This is a genomic window from Mycobacterium sp. P2_H7 (assembly GCF_056403275.1).
In genome coordinates, this window is the sequence record NZ_JBFUFU010000011.1 from 115,067 (window position 1) to 133,458 (window position 18,392).

Below are 18,392 nucleotides of genomic sequence, written 5' to 3' on the forward strand. Positions count from 1 at the left end.
AATGGCAAGCCAATCCGGTCGGAAACTGGAACCATGACGAAGAACTGGCTATCTCGACTGGCCTCGAAGTATCCGCGCTCCGGGCCGTACAACCGCGTGACACGCAACGACACCGACGCCCGCCGGGTGCGCAACGAGCTCGACGCCATCCGGGCTCGTTTCCCGGACCACTCGTGATGCGGACGCTCAGCCGGGCGTCCCTGCTGCTGTTTGGGCTCATCGGATACGGCCTGTCGATGGCCATGATGGTCCGCGCCGGCCTGGGCCTGGACCCGTGGGACGTCTTCCATCAGGGCCTCACCCGGCACACCCCGATGACCATCGGTCTCGCCTCCGCGGTGGTCGGCGTCGCCGTCCTGCTGGCCTGGATCCCGCTGCGCAACAAGCCGGGCATCGGCACCGTCGCCAACGTCATCGTCATCGCCGTGACCGTCGACGCGGGCCTGGTGTTCCTGAGCGCCCCGCAATCGTTGCCCGCGCGCATCGCCCTGATGCTGGGCGCGGTGCTGCTCAACGCCATCAGCACGGTGCTCTACATCGGGGCCGGGCTGGGTCCCGGCCCGCGGGACGGCCTGATGACCGGGCTGGTCGCCCGCACCGGGTGGTCGGTGCGGCTGGTTCGCACCTCGATCGAGGCAGGAGTGCTAGCGGTCGGTTGGGCGCTCGGCGGCACCGTCGGCGTCGGAACCCTGGTGTACGCGTTCGGAATCGGCCCGTTGGTCCAGTTGATCCTGCGGATCATGCCCAGACGGCTGCTGTTCCACGATTTCGGGGCCGCGGGGCGCTCCCGAGCCGGGCAGGGGCCCGACACTACGATGGGCGAGTGCCCGACAGCGAACGTGAAGCCGATCCCGACCTGCTGATCGATTTCGCCAGGGTCAGTCTGCGGCGCGGCGGAAAGACGCTGGTCGGACCGCTGGACTGGGCCGTCGAACTCGACGAACGCTGGGTGGTGATCGGGCCCAACGGGGCGGGCAAGACCTCGCTGCTGCGCATCGCCGCCGCCGTCGACCACCCGTCGTCGGGAACCGCATTCGTGCTCGGCGAGCGGCTCGGCCGCACCGATATGGCCGAACTGCGCAGCCGTGTCGGGCTGTCCAGCTCCGCGCTGAGCCAGCGCGTCCCCGACGAAGAGGTGGTCCGCGATCTGGTGATCTCGGCCGGCTACGCCGTTCTGGGCCGGTGGCGCGAATCCTACGAAGACGTCGACTACGAGCAGGCCGTCGACATGCTGGAGAGCGTCGGCGCCGAGCACCTGGCGGAACGCACCTACGGCACCCTGTCCGAGGGCGAACGCAAACGCGTCCTCATCGCGCGGTCGTTGATGACCGACCCCGAACTGCTGCTGCTCGACGAGCCCGCGGCCGGTCTGGACCTGGGTGGCCGTGAGGAGTTGGTGGCCCGGCTGGCCGATCTGGCCGCCGATCCGGACGCCCCGGCGATCGTGCTGGTCACCCACCACGTCGAGGAGATCCCGCCCGGCTTCAGCCACTGCCTGCTGCTGTCCGAGGGCGTCCCGGTCGCCTCCGGTCTGCTCACCGATGTGCTGACATCGGAGAACCTGTCCACGGCCTTCGGGCAGTCGATCGCCCTGGAGATGGTCGACGGACGTTATTTCGCACGGCGCGTCCGCAGCCGTGCGGCACACAGGAGGCGCGCGTGACCGACCCGTTGATTCCCAGGCCGGCCTCCACGGTGATGCTGCTGCGTGACCATGGCACACCCGAGTCGCTGGAGATCTTCCTGATGCGCAGGCACTCGGCGATGGACTTCGTCGCGGGCGTGATGGTCTTCCCCGGCGGTGGCGTCGACGAGCGCGACCGGACCGAGAAGGACATCGCCTGGTACGGCCCCGAACCGTCCTGGTGGGCCGATCGGCTGAACGTCGACGTCGACCTCGCGGAGGCGCTGGTGTGCGCGGCGGCCCGCGAAACGTTCGAGGAGTCCGGGGTGTTGTTCGCCGGCGCGGCGGACGACTCGGACATCCTCGTCGACGATGCATCGGTGTACCGCGAGCAGCGGGCGGCACTGGCCGACAACTCGCTGTCCTTCGCGGACTTCCTGCGGGCCGAGAAGCTGGTACTGCGTGCCGATCTGCTGCGGCCGTGGGCCAACTGGGTCACCCCGAAAGAGGAGCGCACCCGCCGCTACGACACGTACTTCTTCGTCGGCGCGATTCCGCAGGGTCAGCGCGCCGACGGCGAGAACACCGAGAGTGACCGCGCGTTCTGGTCCACTCCGCAGGCCGCCCTCGACGAGTTCGCCGAGGGCCGTTCGTTCCTGCTGCCGCCGACCTGGTCGCAGCTCGATTCGCTCAACGGGCGCACCGTGACCGACGTGCTGGCCACCGAACGCAAGATCGTCGCGATGGAGCCCAGCCTGTCGGCCGACAAGGGGACCGGCGACTGGGACATCGAGTTCTTCGACGGCGCCCGCTACAACGAGGCCCGCAATCGGCGCGCACCGCAGGGTTACGGGCGTGAGTGAATTCGTCACCACCGCGGTGGCCGACGGTATCGGTACCCTGGTGCTGTCCCGGCCGCCCGGCAACGCGCTGACCAGGCAGGTGTACCGCGAGATCGGCGAGGCGGCGGTGGAACTCGGTGCGCATCCGGACGTTGCCGCCGTCATCCTGTTCGGCGGCCACGAGGTGTTCTGCGTGGGCGACGACGTGCCTGAACTGCGCAAGCTGCACCCCAGCGACGCCGAGAGCGTCACCGCAGCGTGCCGCGCCGCCGTGGCCACCGTCGCCGGCATCCCGAAGCCGACGATCACCGCCGTCACCGGCTATGCGCTGGGCGCCGGGCTGGCATTGGCGTTGGCCGCCGACTGGCGGGTGTCGGGCGACAACGTGAAGTTCGGCGCCACCGAGTCGCTGGCCGGGCTGCTGCCCGCCGCGGGCACCGCCGGCCTGGTCCACGCGGTCGGGGTCAGCCGCGCCAAGGACCTGGTGTTCAGCGGCCGGTTCGTCGGCGCCGAGGAAGCGCTGGAACTCGGGCTCATCGACGAGATGGTGGCCCCGGACGGTGTCTACGACGCCGCGCTGGCCCGCGCGCGGCGCTTCCTGGAGGCGCCCCCACATGTGCTCGCGGCAGCCAAGGGAATGATCGACGACGCAGGTGACGGGGTACGGCACTACGTCGAAGTCTTCCGGACGTTCACCGGCAGTTAGGCTGCCCATATGACGAGCACGGACCACACCCAGGCCACCGACGCCGGTGCGCCTGCCCCCAACCCGCACGCCACGGCCGAACAGGTCGAAGCCGCGCTGAAGGACACCAAGCTGGCGCAGGTGCTGTACCACGACTGGGAAGCCGAGACGTACGACGACAAGTGGTCCATCTCGTATGACCAGCGTTGCGTCGACTACGCCCGCGGCCGGTTCGACGGCATCGTCCCCGACGAGGTGCAGCGCGAGCTGCCCTACGACCGCGCCCTCGAGCTGGGCTGCGGCACCGGGTTCTTCCTGCTGAACCTGATCCAGGCCGGCGTCGCCCGGCGCGGCTCGGTGACCGACCTGTCCCCGGGCATGGTCAAGGTCGCCACCCGCAACGGCCAGGGCCTCGGCCTGGACATCGACGGCAAGGTCGCCGACGCCGAAGGCATCCCGTATGAGGACAACACCTTCGATCTGGTGGTCGGCCACGCCGTGCTGCACCACATCCCCGATGTGGAGCTGTCGCTGCGCGAGGTGGTGCGCGTGCTCAAGCCCGGCGGCCGGTTCGTGTTCGCCGGTGAGCCGACGAGCAAGGGCAACGTCTACGCGCGCCACCTGTCGAACCTGACCTGGCAGGTGTCCACCCGGGTCACCAAGCTGCCCGGGCTGGAGAACTGGCGCCGCCCGCAGGCCGAGCTCGACGAGTCCTCGCGCGCCGCGGCGCTGGAAGCCGTGGTGGACCTGCACACGTTCGAGCCGTCGGACCTGGAACGGATGGCCACCAATGCCGGTGCCGTCGAGGTCGCCACGGCCAGCGAGGAATTCACCGCCGCCATGCTCGGCTGGCCGATCCGCACCTTCGAAGCTTCGGTGCCCCCGGGCCGATTGGGTTGGGGCTGGGCCAAATTCGCGTTCAACAGCTGGACGTCGCTGAGTTGGGTGGACGCCAACGTGTGGCGTCGGGTGGTGCCCAAGGGCTGGTTCTACAACGTGATGGTCACCGGGGTCAAGCCGTCCTGACGGCGGGCAGGAGCGAAGCGACCCGAGGTGGCTGTCCAGTTTGGGCTCGGCGATGTCGGGTACCTGCGCAGCAATGAGGGTCGCGCGGCACTGGCCGACGTCGCGGGATACCGGCTGACCGACGCCACCAGGGTCTCCGACATCGCGTCGGTGCGAACACGTTTCGGTGACCGGACGGCCCTGCTGGTGGAGACGGTGCTGCTGCGCCGGCGCGCCGCGGCCAAGTTCGCCGACCCATCGGCGTGGCTGTTCACCGACGACGCTCTGCAACAGTGCACCGCCGAGCCGGTGGCGGGGAACCGGGCCCGGCGGCTGGCCGGGGCGCGCGTGCACGACGTGACCTGCTCGGTCGGCGCGGAACTGGCCGCCCTGCGGCACACCGCCGCCCTGGTGCTGGGCAGTGATCTGGACCCCGTCCGGCTTGCCATGGCCCGCAACAACGTTGGGGGAGTGGACCTGTGCCGGGCCGACGCGCTGGTCCCGGTCAGCCGCGACACCGTCGTCGTGGCCGACCCGGCCCGGCGCAGCGCGGGCCGGCGGCGGTTCGACCCGCGCGACTACACCCCGGCACTGGACCTGTTGCTGGACGCGTACCGCGACCGCGACCTGGTGGTGAAATGCGCCCCCGGTGTGGATTTCGGCCAGCTCGACGAGCTCGGGTTCCGCGGCGAGATCGAGGTGACCTCGCTGGGTGGCAGTGTGCGCGAAGCGTGCCTGTGGTCCCCGGGCCTGGCGACGGCCGGGCGCCGGGCGACCCTGCTCGACCGGGGTGAGGAGGTCACCGACGCCGATCCCGACGAGTGCCGGGTGGCCCCCGTGGGCCGCTGGATCGTCGACCCCGACGGCGCCGTGGTGCGGGCCGGACTGGTGCGTCAGTACGGAACGCGGTACGCACTGTGGCAGCTCGACCCCGATATCGCCTACCTGTCGGGGGACGAATTGCCGGACGGCGTGCGGGGTTTCGAGGTACTCGCCGAGATCGGCTTCGACGTGAAGGTACTGCGCCGCGAACTCGCCGCGCGCGACGCGGGCGCGGTCGAAATCCTGGTGCGCGGGCTGGATGTCGACCCGGATGCGTTGCGCAAGCGGCTGAAACCGCGGGGCGCGGCGCAACTCAGTGTGGTCATCACCCGGATCGGCACGGGCGCGGCAAGTCGCGCGGTGGCGTTCATTTGTCGGCCGTCGCGATAGCGCCACCTGTACCCTTGCGGCGTCGGCGCCGATGCCGTCCCTGGACCCGGAGGATTCACCCGATGCGCGCTCTCACGCTGGCTGTATCGCTTGTGCTGCTGGGCTCGGCGGGGGCGGGGGTGGCGGTCGCCAACCCGCCCAAATGTTCGGATGTCGGCGGGACGGCCGGTGCCGGGTCCGCCTGCGTCATCCAGGCGAACGATCCGGCCTACACGCTCAACATCAACTTCCCGACCGACTACCCGGACCAGAACGCCGTCTTCGACTACGTGAAGCAGACCCGGGACGGTTTCATCAACGTGGCCAAGACGCCCGATTCGCGCGGCATGCCTTACGAGTTGGACACCACCACAACCCAGTACAGCTCGGCGGAGCCCCCGCGCGGCACGCAGACGGTGGTGTTCACCACCTATCAGAACATCGGCGGGGCGCACCCGCAGACCTTCTACAAGGCGTTCAACTGGGACCGCGCCAACCGCAAGCCGATCACGTTCGACACGTTGTTCCGGGCAGGCACCTTGCCGCTGCCGGTGGTCTTCCCGGTCGTGCAGGCCGAGCTCACCAAGCAGTCGGGACTGCCCGATCCGGTGTCACCGCTGGCCGGTCTGGACCCGGCGAACTACCAGAATTTCGCGATCACCGACGACGCGCTGATCTTCTTCTTCGGTCAGGGCGAGTTGCTGCCCGAATCCGCCGGAGCCGTTCAGGTGTCGGTGCCGCGCGGGCCCATCGACGCGATGATCGCCTGACTCAGGCCGGCGCGAAGCCGTACACCTGGCCGTCGCTGGTCGCCGTGACCACGCGGCGGTCGTGGCCGATGGAGACACCGACCGGGGCTCCCGTCGCCTCCGGCAGGGCATAGCTGTTCAGCGTGTGCCCGTCGGTGGGGTCGAATGCCAGCAGCGCCAACCCGTTCGCCCCGTCGCGGGCCACCGTGTAGCCGACATGCTCGCCGGCCTGACTCGACGTCGACAGCGGCTCGGTGTCCGTGCGGGTCCAGGCGATCTTGCCCTCGGTGGTCACTCCGACGAGTTTCGCGCCCGGCCCGCCGCCGGCCACGATGACGCCCTGCGGAGACACCGACGGCGGTGTCTGCGGTTGATAGTCCAGGGGCACCGACCATTTCGCGGTGCCGTCGGCGGTGTTGACCGCCCACAGCCTGCGGTCGCGGCCGTTGACGTAGGCGGTGCGGCCGTCGTCCGAGAGCACCGCGCCCGCGATCGGTCCGCCGCCCACCGCGGTGCTCGTCCATTCACGGGTCACCATCGGCGTCTGGTCCGGGGTGTAGCGCAGCCCCACCAGGACCGGGGCCTGAGCCTGCGGTTCCCACAAGGTGGTCACGATGATGCCGGTGGCCGCCGAGAACGCGGGCGCCGCCGCCACCGGGCAGCCGCGCCGGCCCTGCGGGCAGTCCGGCAGCCCGCGTTGCGCATCGGTGGGATCGACACCCTCCACCAGATCCAGTGGTGTGCCGATCACGGTGCCGCGCTGCGCATCGAACACCAGCACCTGCCCGAGATGGGTGACCACCAGAAGTTGTCCCGGGTTCAGCAGCCGCGGCGTGGTCGGCATTCCGATGACGGGCTGGCGCCAGCGGATCCACTGGGTGGGCGGGAAGGACATGATGCCGCCGGGCTGACCGATGTAGAGGTTGTCGAAACCGTCCATCAGCGGGCTGGAGATGCCGCCGCCCTGCCACAGCCGGGTGCACCACCGCTGACGCCCGTTGTTGGCGCTCTCCCACAGCATCAGCGAGCAGCCGTCCGCGGTCTGGGCGTTGGCGGCCAGGTAGCCACCGTTGCCGAGCGCCACCTGCGCGCCCAGGGTGCCCTTGACCGCCCGGGTCCACTCCAGCTTCAGGTCACCGGCGCCGCCGACCGGGCTGTAGCTGCTGTTGGCGGCGTCGGCGTACTGGGCCGACCACCCCTGAGTGGCGTGTGCGTCCACCCAGGAGTCGGTGTTCCCGCAGGCGGTCACGGTCAGCGCCGCGGCGCCCAGCACAGCAGCGAACCGGCGTATCGCCGTAGTGGAAGCAGGCAACGTCGTGGAAGCAGGCATCGAGGTCCGAGACTAGCCCGTGCCACCCTCGGATAGGCTGACCGGCCATGACGACGATGTGGGGCGCGCCCCTTCACAAGAGGTGGCGTGGTTCGCGGCTGCGTGATCCGCGTCAGGCCCAATTCCTGACCGTTGATTCACTGCGCTGGGTGCTGAAGAACAAGGCCTACACCCCGTGGTACCTGGTGCGCTATTTCCGGCTGCTGAAGTTCAAGCTCGCCAACCCGCACATCATCACCCGCGGCATGGTGTTCCTGGGCAAGGGTGTGGAGATTCAGGCCACCCCGGAACTGTCCACCATGGAGATCGGCCGGTGGGTGCACATCGGGGACAAGAACACCATCCGGTGTCACGAAGGGTCGCTGCGCATCGGCGACAAAGTGGTGCTGGGCCGCGACAACGTCATCAACACCTACCTGGACATCGAGCTCGGCGACTCGGTGCTGATGGCCGACTGGTGCTACGTCTGCGACTTCGACCACAAGATGGACAGCCTCGAGCTGCCGATCAAGGACCAGGGCATCATCAAGAGCCCGTTGCGGATCGGGCCCGACACCTGGGTGGCCGCGAAGGTGACCATCCTGCGCGGGACGTCGATCGGGCGCGGCTGCGTGCTGGGCGCGCACGCCGTGGTCAAGGGCGACATCCCGGACTTCTCCATCGCCGTCGGCGCGCCGGCCAAGGTGGTCAAGAACCGCAAGGTGGCGTGGGATGCGTCGGCCGACGACCGGGCCGAACTGGCCGCGGCGCTCGCCGATATCGAGCGCAAGAAAGCCGCTCGCTAGATCCGCGCCGAAACTACGGTTTCTTGGGTGTTTCGGGGCTTCCCGCGCCACAATCCGTCGTGTCGGCGCGCTGACTCCAGTCGATGCCGAAATGCTCGGCCAGCGCCGCCTGGCCGCGATCGGTGACGAGCACCGCACGTCCGGTGGTGGCGCGTTTGATCCAGGCCGCCGACACGAATCGGTCCAGCACGGCCCGGCCGAGTGCGCCCGACAGGTGATGGCGCTGTTCGGTCCAGTCGACGCAGTACCCGACGAGAGTCCTTGATCCGGTTGGTATTTCGATCCCGATATCGTCGAGGACGGCCCGCCCCGGCGGGCTGAGCTCGTAGTGGATGTCGTGGCCGGGTTGGCTCAGCGCGTCGTGGTGGTCGCGGTCCGGCCGGTAGCAGCCATCGCCACCGGCGAGCACGTCGCGGTCCAGCAGGCTGCCCATGACGGCGACGCCGAGGCGGCCGGCCAGATGGTCGTAACACGTGCGCGCGGAACGCAATCGGGCCGCCCGGGTGCCCTCTCGCAGGGACCGCACGGGCTGTGCGGGGGCCAGACGGCCCAGCTGTTCCAGCAGGGCAGCGACCTCCGGTCCCGCCAACCGGTAGTAGCGGTGCCTGCCGTGGGTCCGCACTGTGAGCAGGCCGGCGTCGGTCAGTTTGGTCAGGTGCCCGCTCGCGGTGGACCGGGCGATCCCGGCCTCGGTGGCGAGCACGCTGGCGGGCAGCGCGCGGCCGTCGTCGAGGGCCAGCAGCACCTTGCACCGCGCCGGGTCGGCCAGCAGGGCGGCGACGCTGGCGATGTCGGCATCGCCGTGGGTGGGCAGTTCGGCCACGTCACGCATGGCACACCTCCTTGACACGTGGGCTGTAGGCGACGACGGCGCCCGCGATCTCGACGATGCCACCGGCGAGCAGTGCGGTGCGCATCCCTGCGACGGCGAGCACGGTGCCCACCACCGCGATACCCATCGTGACACCGATCAGCCGGGCCAGGTTGGCCAAACCGGACGCCAGCCCGGCGCGGTGCACCGGGACCGCGGAGAGGACCATCGTCACCGCCGGTCCGGTGTTGAACGCCAGCCCGGCCCCGACGATGACGAAAATGGCTGTGATGACCCGGATGTCGGCCTCGGGGCCGACGGCGGCATAGGCCAGGATGCCCGCGCCCATCAAGCTCAGTCCGACGGTCATCGGGAGCCGGGGTCCGGTCCGGCGTGCGACGCGGGTGACCACGGGGATGAGCACGAGATACGCGAGGGGCAGCGGCAGGAACCACAGGGCGGTGGCGATCGCGCTGGCGCCGCGCTGCTGCTGGAACCCCAGGCTGTTCAACCACATCAGGGCGTACACCCCGAAGGTCATCGCGAACGTGGCGGCGAGGCCGACGCCGAGCTGCCGGTTGTGGGTCAGATCGGCCGGGATCGTCGGTTCGGGGGCGCGGCGCTGCCACCAGACGAAGACGGCTGCGGTGACCGTGAGCAGCACGAGGAGCGGCCCGGCCTTGAGCGCACCCAGCGCACGGCCCTCCACCAACAGCAGGGTCAGGGTGGCCAGGCTCGCCATGGCCAACAGTTGTCCCGGGATGTCGGTCCGGTGGGCATCCGGATCACGGGATTCGGGGAGGAAGCGGTACGACATGGCCAGCGCGGCCAGGCAGACCGGCACGTTGAGCCAGAAGATGTAGCGCCAGCCGAGCGTGTCGGTCAGCAGACCGCCGATCACCGGACCGAGCGCGGCGCTGGAGGCCGCCGCCATCGCCCAGGCCGCGGTGGCCCTGGCTCGGCCTGCGGCATCGGGGAAGGCGGCCGCGGCGATGGCCAGCCCCTGCGGCAGCATGACGCCCGCGGCCACACCCTGCACAACCCGCGCCGCCAGCAGCGCATCCAGGCTCGGCGCCAGCGCGCAGCCCAGTGACGCCGCCGCGAAGATCCCCAGGCCCAGTCGCAGGAGCCTGCGGCGGCCGAAGCGGTCCCCGGCCGCCCCCGCGGTCAGCAACACCGCGGCGAAAGCGACGTTGTAGGCGTCGGCGGCCCATTGCGCGGCGGACACCCCGCCCCCGAACTCGGTGCGCAGGGCGGGCAGCGCCAGATTGACCGCGTTGCTGTCGACCAGCCCTACGAACAGGCCGAGGTAAGCGGCGATGAGTGTGTAGGTGGAGCGCATACCGCGACGCTATGGCCGGAATGATTCGGTCCCGGCCGAACCTTGAACCGGCCGTGCCGGGAACGCATGCTGGATGTGCTCACCAGCGACGGGGGATGTGCAGTGCCTACTTCTTCAGATCCGATAGCGGTGGTACGCCGGTACATCGAGGCTATGAACGCGGGCGACGGCGACGCCATGGCAGCACTGTGCGCAGACCCGATGCAGATCCTCGACGTCGGTGCGCCGCACGTATGGCAGGGACCGACTGCCAACGACGACTGGTGGAATGACGTGCTCGCGGCGGGCGAGAGCGCCGGGGTTTCGGGCCTCCACATCGCGTTGGACGAACCGCGTCATGTCCGGGTGAACGGCGACTTCGCGTATGTCGTCGTCCCGGCGACCTTGACGTTCGACATGGCCGGCCGGGCGGTGACTCAGGCCGACTCGCTGTTTACCGTGGCGCTTCGCAAGATCGACGTGGACTGGCGGTTGTCGGCGTGGGCGTGGGCGAAAGGGCTGTGACTTCAGCGATCAGGTAGGGCGTGCTCGACGATGCGCCGACGGGGAAGTGGTTCACGCTCACCGCGTTTGGCGGCAAGGTAGACCTGCGCGGTTTCGGCGGCGACGGTGTGCCAGTCGAAATCGTGGTTGAGCCGCTCGCGTGCGGCCACGGCGCGCTGCTGGGCGGCCGCGGGATCGTCGAGCACGGTGCGCACGGCTGCAGCCAGGTGGGCGACGTTGTGCGGCGGGAAGGACACCCCGGTCTCGCCGTTGATGACGGCTTCGCCGAGTCCACCGACATTCGAGGTCACCAGGGGAGTGCCGGTGGCCGCGGCTTCCAGGGCGACGATGCCGAAAGGCTCGTAGTGACTGGGTAATACGGCCGCGTCGACGGTGTGCAGCATCTGCACCAGTTCGGCGTGGTCCAGGCGCCCGACGAACTCGACGGCCTTGACCACCTTGTGCTTGCGGGCCTGCTCGCCGAGCCACTCCCGCTGCGTGCCGTCGCCGGCGACGATCAGTGTGGTGCCGGGGTGGGTACGCCGGATCCGCGGCAGCGCGGCGATGGCGTCCTGCACGCCCTTCTCGTACTCCAGTCGGCCGAGGAACAGCAACCGGGGCGGACCGTCGTGCGCGGTGCGCTTGGCGAACGGCCATGCGGCCGCATCGATCCCGTTGCGGATCACCCGCGTCTCGCCCAATCCGGGGCCGAACAGCTCGACGATCTCCTCGCCCATGGACGCCGAACAGGTGATGAGCGAATCGGATTCGCGGACCAGCCACGACTCGGCGGCGTGCACCTGGCGGCTGATCGCGCCCGACACCCAGCCCGAGTGGCGGCCGGCCTCTGTTGCGTGGATGGTGGAAACCAAAGGGACGTCGAAGAATTCGGCCAGCGCGATGGCCGGGTGAGCCACCAGCCAGTCATGGGCGTGTACGACGTCGGGGTACCAGGTGCGTTCACCCCGGGTGCCGAAGGCCAGCCCGGCGCGGGTCATCGCGTGACCCATCGCCAGCACCCAGGCCATCATGTCGGTGCCGAAGTCGAATTCGTGTGGATCCTCGGCGGCGGCGACCACCCGCACGCCCTCGCTCACCTCGTCGGTGGACGGATGCGTGCTCGGGTCGGTGCCCGTGGGTCGACGGCACAGCACGACCACCTCGTGGCCGGCGTCGACCAGGGCGGTGGCCAGGTGGTGTACATGCCGGCCGAGGCCGCCGACCACCACCGGCGGGTACTCCCACGACACCATCAGAATCTTCATGCGGGAGCGCCTTCGGCGAGGGGTGAGCGTGCGCAGAATGCACGGTATTCACAGCGTGTCGGTGCGCAGACGCGCACGCTCGCGGAAAGGGGGTTGGTCACCGTAGCCGCCTCGCATCGAGAGCACCGAACAACCCGTCGGCGCGGTTCCAGTCCTGGGCCAGGCGCTCTGCGTGATCGCGGCGTCCGGATGCCAGCGCCCCCGAGATCTCGCGGGTGGCGTGCGCATGCAGATGTGCACGGTAGCGGGCGTATTCGGCCGCCGAGTCCTTGCTCACCATGAACGGCCAGTCGCTGGACACCGTCAACAGCGTCTCGCGCAGGATCTGGTCAGCCACCCGATCGCGGGTGTGCGGTGCCTCGGTCTGGTCCAGCGCCTTGTCCACCGCGGCCAGCGCGGTGTCGACGACCTCGGCGTTGAGTTGCACCAGGTCGGTCACCTGCTCGCCGTTCCAGACCTGCCAGTCCTTGCCCGAACCCCAAGAGCTGGGCGGCAATTCGACCGGTGCGCCGACGAACCCGGCATCGATGGCGTCCGACAACGTGCCGACCCGGACCCCGGCCTCGGGCAGTGCCCGCAGCAACCGCTCCAGCCAGAGCGGGCCCTCGTGCCACCAATGGCCGAAAAGTTCGGTGTCGAAGGCCGCCACCACATGCGCGGGGCGCCCGGTGCGGTCGGCCTCGTCGATCAGCCTGCGGCGCACCATCTCGACGAAATCGGCCACATGGGCATCCACCGCGCGGTCCGCGCGGAGCGGGTCGTAGGGGGCCTTCTCGGCGGAGGGGACGTTGCGGCCGGTCACCCGCGCCGGCTTGAGCCCGGTCACGTGGTCGTAGGTGTGGAAGTCGCGGTAGGCGGCATGTCCGGGGTAGCCCGACTTGGGCGACCACACCCGGTAGCTGACCTGCAGATCGCGGCCGAAGGCGACGACGTTCGAGTCGCCGACCGGACGTCCCATGGCGGTATCGCCGTGCAGCGACGGGCCGTCGACCATGAAATGGCTGACACCCGCTGCCGCATAACCGTTTTCCATCCCCGGCGCGTACGCGCATTCGGGGGCCCAGATGCCCTTGGGGGTGTGCGCGAACCGGTACCGGGCGTCGGCCAGGCCCTCGCGCAGCGCGAAATCGCGCAGCCGGGGATTCAGCAGCGGCTGGAAGGGGTGGGCCAGCGGGCCACCCAGCAGTTCGATGGTGCCGGCGTCGATGAGTTGACGCAGCAGCGGGCTGGCGCCGTGCGCCCAGAGCGAGGTGAACTCGTCGAGCGCGCGTTCGGCCGCTTCGAACTCGTGAATGCCGAACTGGCGCATGGCTTCTGGCGCGGCGAAGGCCGTGCCGGACTTCACGGTGGTGGCTTCGAGTGCGCGCAGCTGCCAGTTCGCCAGCCAGTGGTGCATCCCGGTCAGGCAGTACGGGTCGTCCAACTGGGCGGTGACCACCGGGGTCATCCCGAGGCTCACCAGGTGCCCGCGGCCCTCGGCTGCCAGCGTGCGCAGCACCCGTATCAGCGGCAGGTATGCCGCCGCCCACGACTGGTAGAGCCATTCCTCGCCGACCGGCCAGCGGCCGTGGTGGGCCAACCAGGGCAGGTGGGTGTGTAGGACCAGGGTGAACTGGCCCGGAACCTGCCGATGGTCGCACTCGCTCATGGCCGGGTCGCGATCGCCACCAGGTCGAGGCTGTCGTCGATGTCGGATGCGTCGGCGCCAAGCAGGTCGAAGTCGTCGACGCTCACCGCGGCGACGTCGGCCAACAGTTCGTCCGACCACGCAGCGTCGGCGACCGCGCGGGCGATCTGCGCATCGATGATCGATCCCCCGTGCCGGGCGTCGATGGCCTGCAGCCCTGGCCCATGGAAAACCCCGAGCATCGCCTCCATCGTGAACCCGCCCAGCTCCAGCAGCTCGGTGAGCTCGGCGGCGTTGAGCTCGCGGGTGTGGAACGGGTTCAGCGGGGTGTCGCGGCCGGGGGAGAAGGTGATCCGGTTGGGGGTGGACATCAGCAGCACCCCGCCCGGCCGGAGCACCCGCAGACATTCGGCCACGAATTGGCCCTGATCCCACAGGTGCTCGATGACCTGGAAGTTCACCACCACGTCCACCGAGGCGTCGGCCAGTGGCAGCTCGGCGAGGTTGCCCAGGTGCATCCGCACCCGCGGGTAGCGGGCCCGGATGTGCGCCACCGCGGATTCGTCATAGTCCACGCCGATGACCTGCCGGGCGATCCCGGAGATCAAATCAGCGCCGTACCCCTCGCCGGGGCCGGCCTCCAGGACGTCGCGCCCGGCGCAGCGTTCAGCGAGGCGCTGGTAGACGACCTCGTGCCGGCGAAACCAGTAATTCTCCTCGGCCAGGCCGGGGATGGTGCGTTCCCCCGTCAGCGGCAGGGATGGCTGCGCGCCCGGGTTGTCGACCGAACCGAATGTGCTCATTGGAAGGCAGGCTAACCCGTAATGGCCAGTTCGCGAACGGATGCCCTGGCGACCGTGGGGTCTGAGCGAACCAACTGACCGGTTATGGTGTCCTTGCGTGCCGTCAAAGTTACCGGCGAGTAACCTGGTGGCCGTTACAAGAAACGTGATATGCCCAGGCCGGCTGCCGGCCTCATCGAGGAGGACGAACCACAGTCATGACGAACATCGTGGTCCTGATCAAGCAGGTCCCTGACACCTGGTCGGAGCGCAAGCTCACCGACGGCGACTACACCCTCGACCGGGAAGCGGCCGACGCCGTTCTCGACGAGATCAACGAGCGCGCGGTCGAAGAAGCGCTGCTGATCAAGGAGCGTGAGGGCGGCGACAGCACGGTGACCGTGCTGACCGCTGGTCCCGAGCGTGCCACCGAAGCCATCCGCAAGGCCCTGTCCATGGGTGCCGACAAAGCGGTCCACCTCAAGGACGACGGCCTGCACGGCTCCGACCTGATCCAGACCGGCTGGGCCCTGGCCCGTGCGCTGGGCACCATCGAGGGCACCGAACTGGTCATCGCCGGTAACGAGGCCACCGACGGCGTCGGCGGCGCGGTCCCCGCGGTCATCGCCGAGTACCTCGGCCTGCCGCAGCTGACCCACGTGCGCAAGCTCAACGTCGAGGGCGGCAAGGTCACCGCCGAGCGTGAGACCGATGACGGCGTCTTCGGCCTCGAAGCGACGCTGCCCGCCGTGGTCAGCGTGAACGAGAAGATCAACGAGCCGCGCTTCCCGTCCTTCAAGGGCATCATGGCCGCGAAGAAGAAGGAAGTCACCGTCCTGACGCTGGCCGAGATCGGTGTCGAGGCGGACGAGGTGGGCGTGGCCAACGCCGGCACCAAGGTGCTGTCGTCCACCCCGAAGCCGCCGAAGACCGCAGGCGAGAAGGTCACCGACGAGGGCGAGGGCGGCAGCAAGGTCGCCGAGTACCTGGTTGCCCAGAAGCTGATCTAGTCGCCGATCCCACTCTTCTCACTCACATAAGGACACATTCATGGCTGAAGTACTTGTGCTCGTCGAGCACGCCGATGGTGCGCTGAAGAAGGTCAGCACCGAACTCATCACCGCCGCCCGCGTCCTGGGCGAACCGTCCGCCGTCGTGGTGGGTGCTCCCGGGACCGCCGCCGGACTGGCCGACGGCCTCAAGGCCGCCGGTGCCGCCAAGATCTACGTCGCCGAGTCGGCCGACGTGGAGAGCTACCTGGTCACCCCGAAGGTCGATGTGCTGGCCGCGCTGACCGAGTCGGCCGCCCCGGCCGCCGTGGTCGTCGCCGCCAACGCCGAGGGCAAAGAGGTCGCCGGCCGGCTGGCCGCGCGCCTGGGCTCGGGTCTGTTCGTCGACATCGTCGGCCTCAAGGACGGCGGCGTGGGCGTCTACTCCATCTTCGGTGGCGCGTTCACCGTGGAGGCCGAGGCCACGGGTGAAATGCCGGTGATCACGATCCGTCCGGGTGCCATCGAGGCCGAGCCGGCCGACGGTGCCGGTGAGGTCGTCGACGTCGAGGTTCCGGCCCAGGCCGAAAATGCGACCAAGATCACGTCCCGCGAGCCGGTCGTCGGTGGCGACCGTCCGGAGCTCACCGAGGCCAGCGTCGTGGTCGCCGGTGGCCGTGGTGTCGGCAGCGAAGAGAACTTCAAGGTCGTCGAGGACCTCGCCGACTCGCTCGGTGCCGCCGTTGGCGCCTCGCGTGCCGCGGTGGACTCGGGTTACTACCCGGGCCAGTTCCAGGTCGGCCAGACCGGCAAGACCGTGTCGCCGCAGCTCTACATCGCGCTGGGCATCTCGGGCGCGATCCAGCACCGGGCCGGTATGCAGACGTCCAAGACGATCATCGCGGTCAACAAGGACGAAGAGGCGCCGATCTTCGAGATCGCCGACCTCGGCATCGTGGGCGACCTGTTCAAGGTCACCCCGCAGCTCACCGACGCCGTCAAGGCTCGTAAGGGCTAGTCCGTCAGCACTTCGAAACTGCCCCGAAACCTCGGTTTCGGGGCAGTTTTGTGTTTGCCCACGGTGTTCACGTGGCGTGCACGGACACGTCACGCCAGCGATGCCGCCTCGAGACCCGACTGGGCGACCGTGCTGACTATGAGCACCGCATCTGTACTCATACCGGCCGATGACACCGATCAGATGGCCGCTGAGGGTTCAGCGACCCACGGACCGCGCTACACCCTGCTGCTGTCCACCGACGCCTGCGACATCGAAGCCGCGCAGCGTCTCCGCCATGACGTGTTCACCTCCGAACCCGGGTTCACCCTGACCTCGACCGCCGACGGTCTGGACGCCGACCGCTTCGACCAGTACTGCGATCACCTGCTGGTGCGCGAGGACGGGTCCGGCGAACTGGTCGGCTGCTACCGGATGCTCCCGCCGCCCGGCGCGATCGCCGCGGGCAGCCTCTACACCGCCACCGAATTCGACGTCAGCGCGCTCGACACGCTGCGGCCCTCCCTGGTCGAGATGGGGCGCGCGGTGGTGCGCGCCGATCACCGCAACGGCGCCGTGGTGCTGCTCATGTGGGCGGGCATCCTGGCCTACCTGGACCGCTGCGGCTACGACTACGTCACCGGCTGCGTGTCGGTGCCCACGCACCCTGAAGGTGAAGATCCGGGTAGCCAGCTGCGCGGGGTCCGCGACTTCGTCCTGCGCCGCCACAGCGCGCCCGCGGAGTTCACGGTGCACCCCTACCGGCCGGTGACCATCGACGGGCGCACGCTCGACGAGATCGACCCACCCGCCCGGGTCAGCGTCCCGGCGCTGATGCGCGGGTATCTGCGCCTGGGCGCCGAGGTGTGCGGCGAACCCGCCCACGATCCCGACTTCGGGGTCGGCGACTTCCCGGCGCTGCTCGACAAACGCAAAGCCGATGTGCGGTACCTGAAACGCCTGCGGTCGGTCTCGCAGGCCACCGAGACGGGAGCCTGACCATGAGCCATTCCTGGCTGCCGCAGGCCTCCTGCGACGACAGTTGCATGCACGCCGGCTCCGCTCCGGTGGGCCCGCGCCCCATGGTGTGGGTGCGCACCACGCTTCGGGTGACGGCGGCACTGCTGCTGATTTTGGCGGTGCCCATCCTCGCGGTCCCGCTTCCCGGCCGCTCGCATCTGCAGCGCGGGTACTGCCGGCTCATGTTGCGTTGCATCGGGGTGCGAATCACCGTGTCCGGCGGCCCGATTCGTAACCTGCGCGGCGTGCTGGTGGTCAGCGGGCACGTGTCCTGGGTGGACATCTTCGCCATCGGGGCCGTCATGCCGGGCTCCTTCGTGGCGCGCGCCGACCTGATCGACTGGCCGGCCCTCGGTGTGCTGGCCCGGATCATGAAGGTCATCCCCATCGAACGGGAGAGCCTGCGCCGGTTGCCCGCCGTGGTCAACGCGGTGGCGGCCCGGTTGCGCAACGGACAGACCGTGGTGGCCTTCCCGGAAGGCACCACGTGGTGCGGGCTGGGCTACGGCGAGTTCCGGCCGGCCATGTTCCAGGCGGCGGTCGACGCCGCGCGGCCGGTGCAGCCGCTGCGGCTGACTTACCACCACCGCGACGGCAGCCCGTCCACCGTGCCGGCCTACATCGGCGAGGACACGCTGCTGACGTCGATCCGGCGCCTGGTCACCGCCCGACGCACCGTGGTGCACGTGCGGGTGCCCTCGCTGGAGCTGCCGGGGACGTCGCGGCGCGAGCTCAAGGCGCGGTGTGAGGCTGCCGTGCGCGGCGAGACGGGCCACCGGGTGCACGGGCACGCGGCGCCGGAGAGTCCGGCGACGGGGGAAACGGTAGCGGCCTGACCTGCGCCGCCGGGGGGCCATCTGCGGGC

General features: G+C 69.6%; 20 protein-coding genes. 14 read left to right on the forward strand and 6 right to left on the reverse strand.

Features of this window, described 5'->3' with window-relative positions:
- Window positions 1–33 precede the first annotated feature (33 nt).
- The 8 genes from AC1DY7_RS18555 (at window position 34) to AC1DY7_RS18590 (ending at window position 6,117) form a co-directional block, all read left to right on the forward strand.
- Window positions 34–177 carry a hypothetical protein gene (locus AC1DY7_RS18555; RefSeq protein WP_477495165.1) on the forward strand — a complete coding sequence of 48 codons (144 nt, stop codon included), beginning with the start codon at window positions 34–36 and terminating at the stop codon, window positions 175–177.
- Window positions 177–863, forward strand: coding sequence for a membrane protein YczE (gene yczE, locus AC1DY7_RS18560; protein ID WP_477495166.1), 687 nt, complete (start codon window positions 177–179; stop codon window positions 861–863). The genes AC1DY7_RS18555 and yczE overlap by 1 nt, the downstream gene beginning before the upstream one ends.
- Entirely contained in the window at window positions 824–1,663 is an 840-nt protein-coding gene (locus AC1DY7_RS18565; RefSeq protein WP_477495167.1) for an ABC transporter ATP-binding protein, read from the forward strand. Before yczE ends, AC1DY7_RS18565 begins: the two co-directional genes overlap by 40 nt.
- 35 nt (window positions 1,664–1,698) lie before the next feature.
- Window positions 1,699–2,487, forward strand: a complete 789-nt coding sequence (locus AC1DY7_RS18570) for an NUDIX hydrolase (protein ID WP_477495273.1) — start codon at window positions 1,699–1,701, stop codon at window positions 2,485–2,487.
- Complete coding sequence (locus tag AC1DY7_RS18575) at window positions 2,480–3,172, forward strand: enoyl-CoA hydratase (protein WP_477495168.1); 693 nt, start codon at window positions 2,480–2,482, stop codon at window positions 3,170–3,172. The genes AC1DY7_RS18570 and AC1DY7_RS18575 overlap by 8 nt, the downstream gene beginning before the upstream one ends.
- A gap of 9 nt (window positions 3,173–3,181) precedes the next feature.
- Window positions 3,182–4,177: a class I SAM-dependent methyltransferase gene (locus tag AC1DY7_RS18580; protein ID WP_477495169.1), complete on the forward strand. Its 996-nt coding sequence runs from the start codon at window positions 3,182–3,184 to the stop codon at window positions 4,175–4,177.
- A 27-nt stretch (window positions 4,178–4,204) separates the two neighbouring features.
- Complete coding sequence (locus AC1DY7_RS18585) at window positions 4,205–5,368, forward strand: THUMP-like domain-containing protein (protein ID WP_477495170.1); 1,164 nt, start codon at window positions 4,205–4,207, stop codon at window positions 5,366–5,368.
- Window positions 5,369–5,430: 62 nt separating this feature from the next.
- Window positions 5,431–6,117: an esterase gene (locus tag AC1DY7_RS18590; RefSeq protein WP_477495171.1), complete on the forward strand. Its 687-nt coding sequence runs from the start codon at window positions 5,431–5,433 to the stop codon at window positions 6,115–6,117.
- A 1-nt stretch (window position 6,118) separates the two neighbouring features.
- On the opposite strand, the gene AC1DY7_RS18595 is transcribed toward AC1DY7_RS18590, so the two are convergent.
- Window positions 6,119–7,426, reverse strand: a complete 1,308-nt coding sequence (locus AC1DY7_RS18595; RefSeq protein ID WP_477495172.1) for an outer membrane protein assembly factor BamB family protein — start codon at window positions 7,424–7,426, stop codon at window positions 6,119–6,121.
- A 47-nt stretch (window positions 7,427–7,473) separates the two neighbouring features.
- Here AC1DY7_RS18595 and AC1DY7_RS18600 point away from each other — a divergent pair, with 47 nt between their 5' ends.
- Window positions 7,474–8,211: an acyltransferase gene (locus AC1DY7_RS18600; protein ID WP_477495173.1), complete on the forward strand. Its 738-nt coding sequence runs from the start codon at window positions 7,474–7,476 to the stop codon at window positions 8,209–8,211.
- A gap of 13 nt (window positions 8,212–8,224) precedes the next feature.
- Here the strand turns inward: AC1DY7_RS18600 and AC1DY7_RS18605 are convergent, their stop codons facing one another.
- Together AC1DY7_RS18605 and AC1DY7_RS18610 are read right to left on the reverse strand one after the other, a co-directional pair.
- On the reverse strand, window positions 8,225–9,043 hold the full coding sequence (locus AC1DY7_RS18605; RefSeq protein ID WP_477495174.1) for an ArsR/SmtB family transcription factor: 819 nt from the start codon (window positions 9,041–9,043) through the stop codon (window positions 8,225–8,227).
- Window positions 9,036–10,364, reverse strand: a complete 1,329-nt coding sequence (locus tag AC1DY7_RS18610; protein WP_477495175.1) for an MFS transporter — start codon at window positions 10,362–10,364, stop codon at window positions 9,036–9,038. The genes AC1DY7_RS18605 and AC1DY7_RS18610 overlap by 8 nt, the downstream gene beginning before the upstream one ends.
- Before the next feature lie 66 nt (window positions 10,365–10,430).
- On the opposite strand from AC1DY7_RS18610, the gene AC1DY7_RS18615 reads away from it, so the two are divergent.
- Entirely contained in the window at window positions 10,431–10,868 is a 438-nt protein-coding gene (locus tag AC1DY7_RS18615) for a nuclear transport factor 2 family protein (protein WP_477495176.1), read from the forward strand.
- 2 nt (window positions 10,869–10,870) lie between these two features.
- Here AC1DY7_RS18615 and AC1DY7_RS18620 read toward each other — a convergent pair whose 3' ends face one another.
- The 3 genes from AC1DY7_RS18620 to AC1DY7_RS18630 all read right to left on the reverse strand — a co-directional run bounded on the left by AC1DY7_RS18620 (window position 10,871) and on the right by AC1DY7_RS18630 (window position 14,542).
- Window positions 10,871–12,112 (reverse strand): glycosyltransferase family 4 protein, encoded by a 1,242-nt coding sequence (locus AC1DY7_RS18620; protein WP_477495177.1) that lies wholly within the window; start codon window positions 12,110–12,112, stop codon window positions 10,871–10,873.
- Between the two features lie 97 nt (window positions 12,113–12,209).
- Window positions 12,210–13,760, reverse strand: a complete 1,551-nt coding sequence (locus AC1DY7_RS18625) for a 1,4-alpha-glucan branching protein domain-containing protein (protein ID WP_477495178.1) — start codon at window positions 13,758–13,760, stop codon at window positions 12,210–12,212.
- Complete coding sequence (locus AC1DY7_RS18630) at window positions 13,757–14,542, reverse strand: class I SAM-dependent methyltransferase (protein WP_477495179.1); 786 nt, start codon at window positions 14,540–14,542, stop codon at window positions 13,757–13,759. The genes AC1DY7_RS18625 and AC1DY7_RS18630 overlap by 4 nt, the downstream gene beginning before the upstream one ends.
- A gap of 197 nt (window positions 14,543–14,739) precedes the next feature.
- Between AC1DY7_RS18630 and AC1DY7_RS18635 the strand changes: the two genes are divergently transcribed.
- The 4 genes from AC1DY7_RS18635 to AC1DY7_RS18650 all read left to right on the forward strand — a co-directional run bounded on the left by AC1DY7_RS18635 (window position 14,740) and on the right by AC1DY7_RS18650 (window position 18,363).
- Window positions 14,740–15,531: an electron transfer flavoprotein subunit beta/FixA family protein gene (locus AC1DY7_RS18635; RefSeq protein ID WP_477495180.1), complete on the forward strand. Its 792-nt coding sequence runs from the start codon at window positions 14,740–14,742 to the stop codon at window positions 15,529–15,531.
- A 40-nt stretch (window positions 15,532–15,571) separates the two neighbouring features.
- On the forward strand, window positions 15,572–16,528 hold the full coding sequence (locus tag AC1DY7_RS18640; protein ID WP_477495181.1) for an electron transfer flavoprotein subunit alpha/FixB family protein: 957 nt from the start codon (window positions 15,572–15,574) through the stop codon (window positions 16,526–16,528).
- A gap of 138 nt (window positions 16,529–16,666) precedes the next feature.
- A complete protein-coding gene (locus AC1DY7_RS18645; protein ID WP_477495182.1) occupies window positions 16,667–17,506 on the forward strand; it encodes a GNAT family N-acetyltransferase in 840 nt (279 codons plus the stop codon).
- Window positions 17,507–17,508: 2 nt separating this feature from the next.
- Window positions 17,509–18,363, forward strand: a complete 855-nt coding sequence (locus AC1DY7_RS18650) for a lysophospholipid acyltransferase family protein (protein ID WP_477495183.1) — start codon at window positions 17,509–17,511, stop codon at window positions 18,361–18,363.
- The last annotated feature ends 29 nt before the right edge of the window (window positions 18,364–18,392 follow it).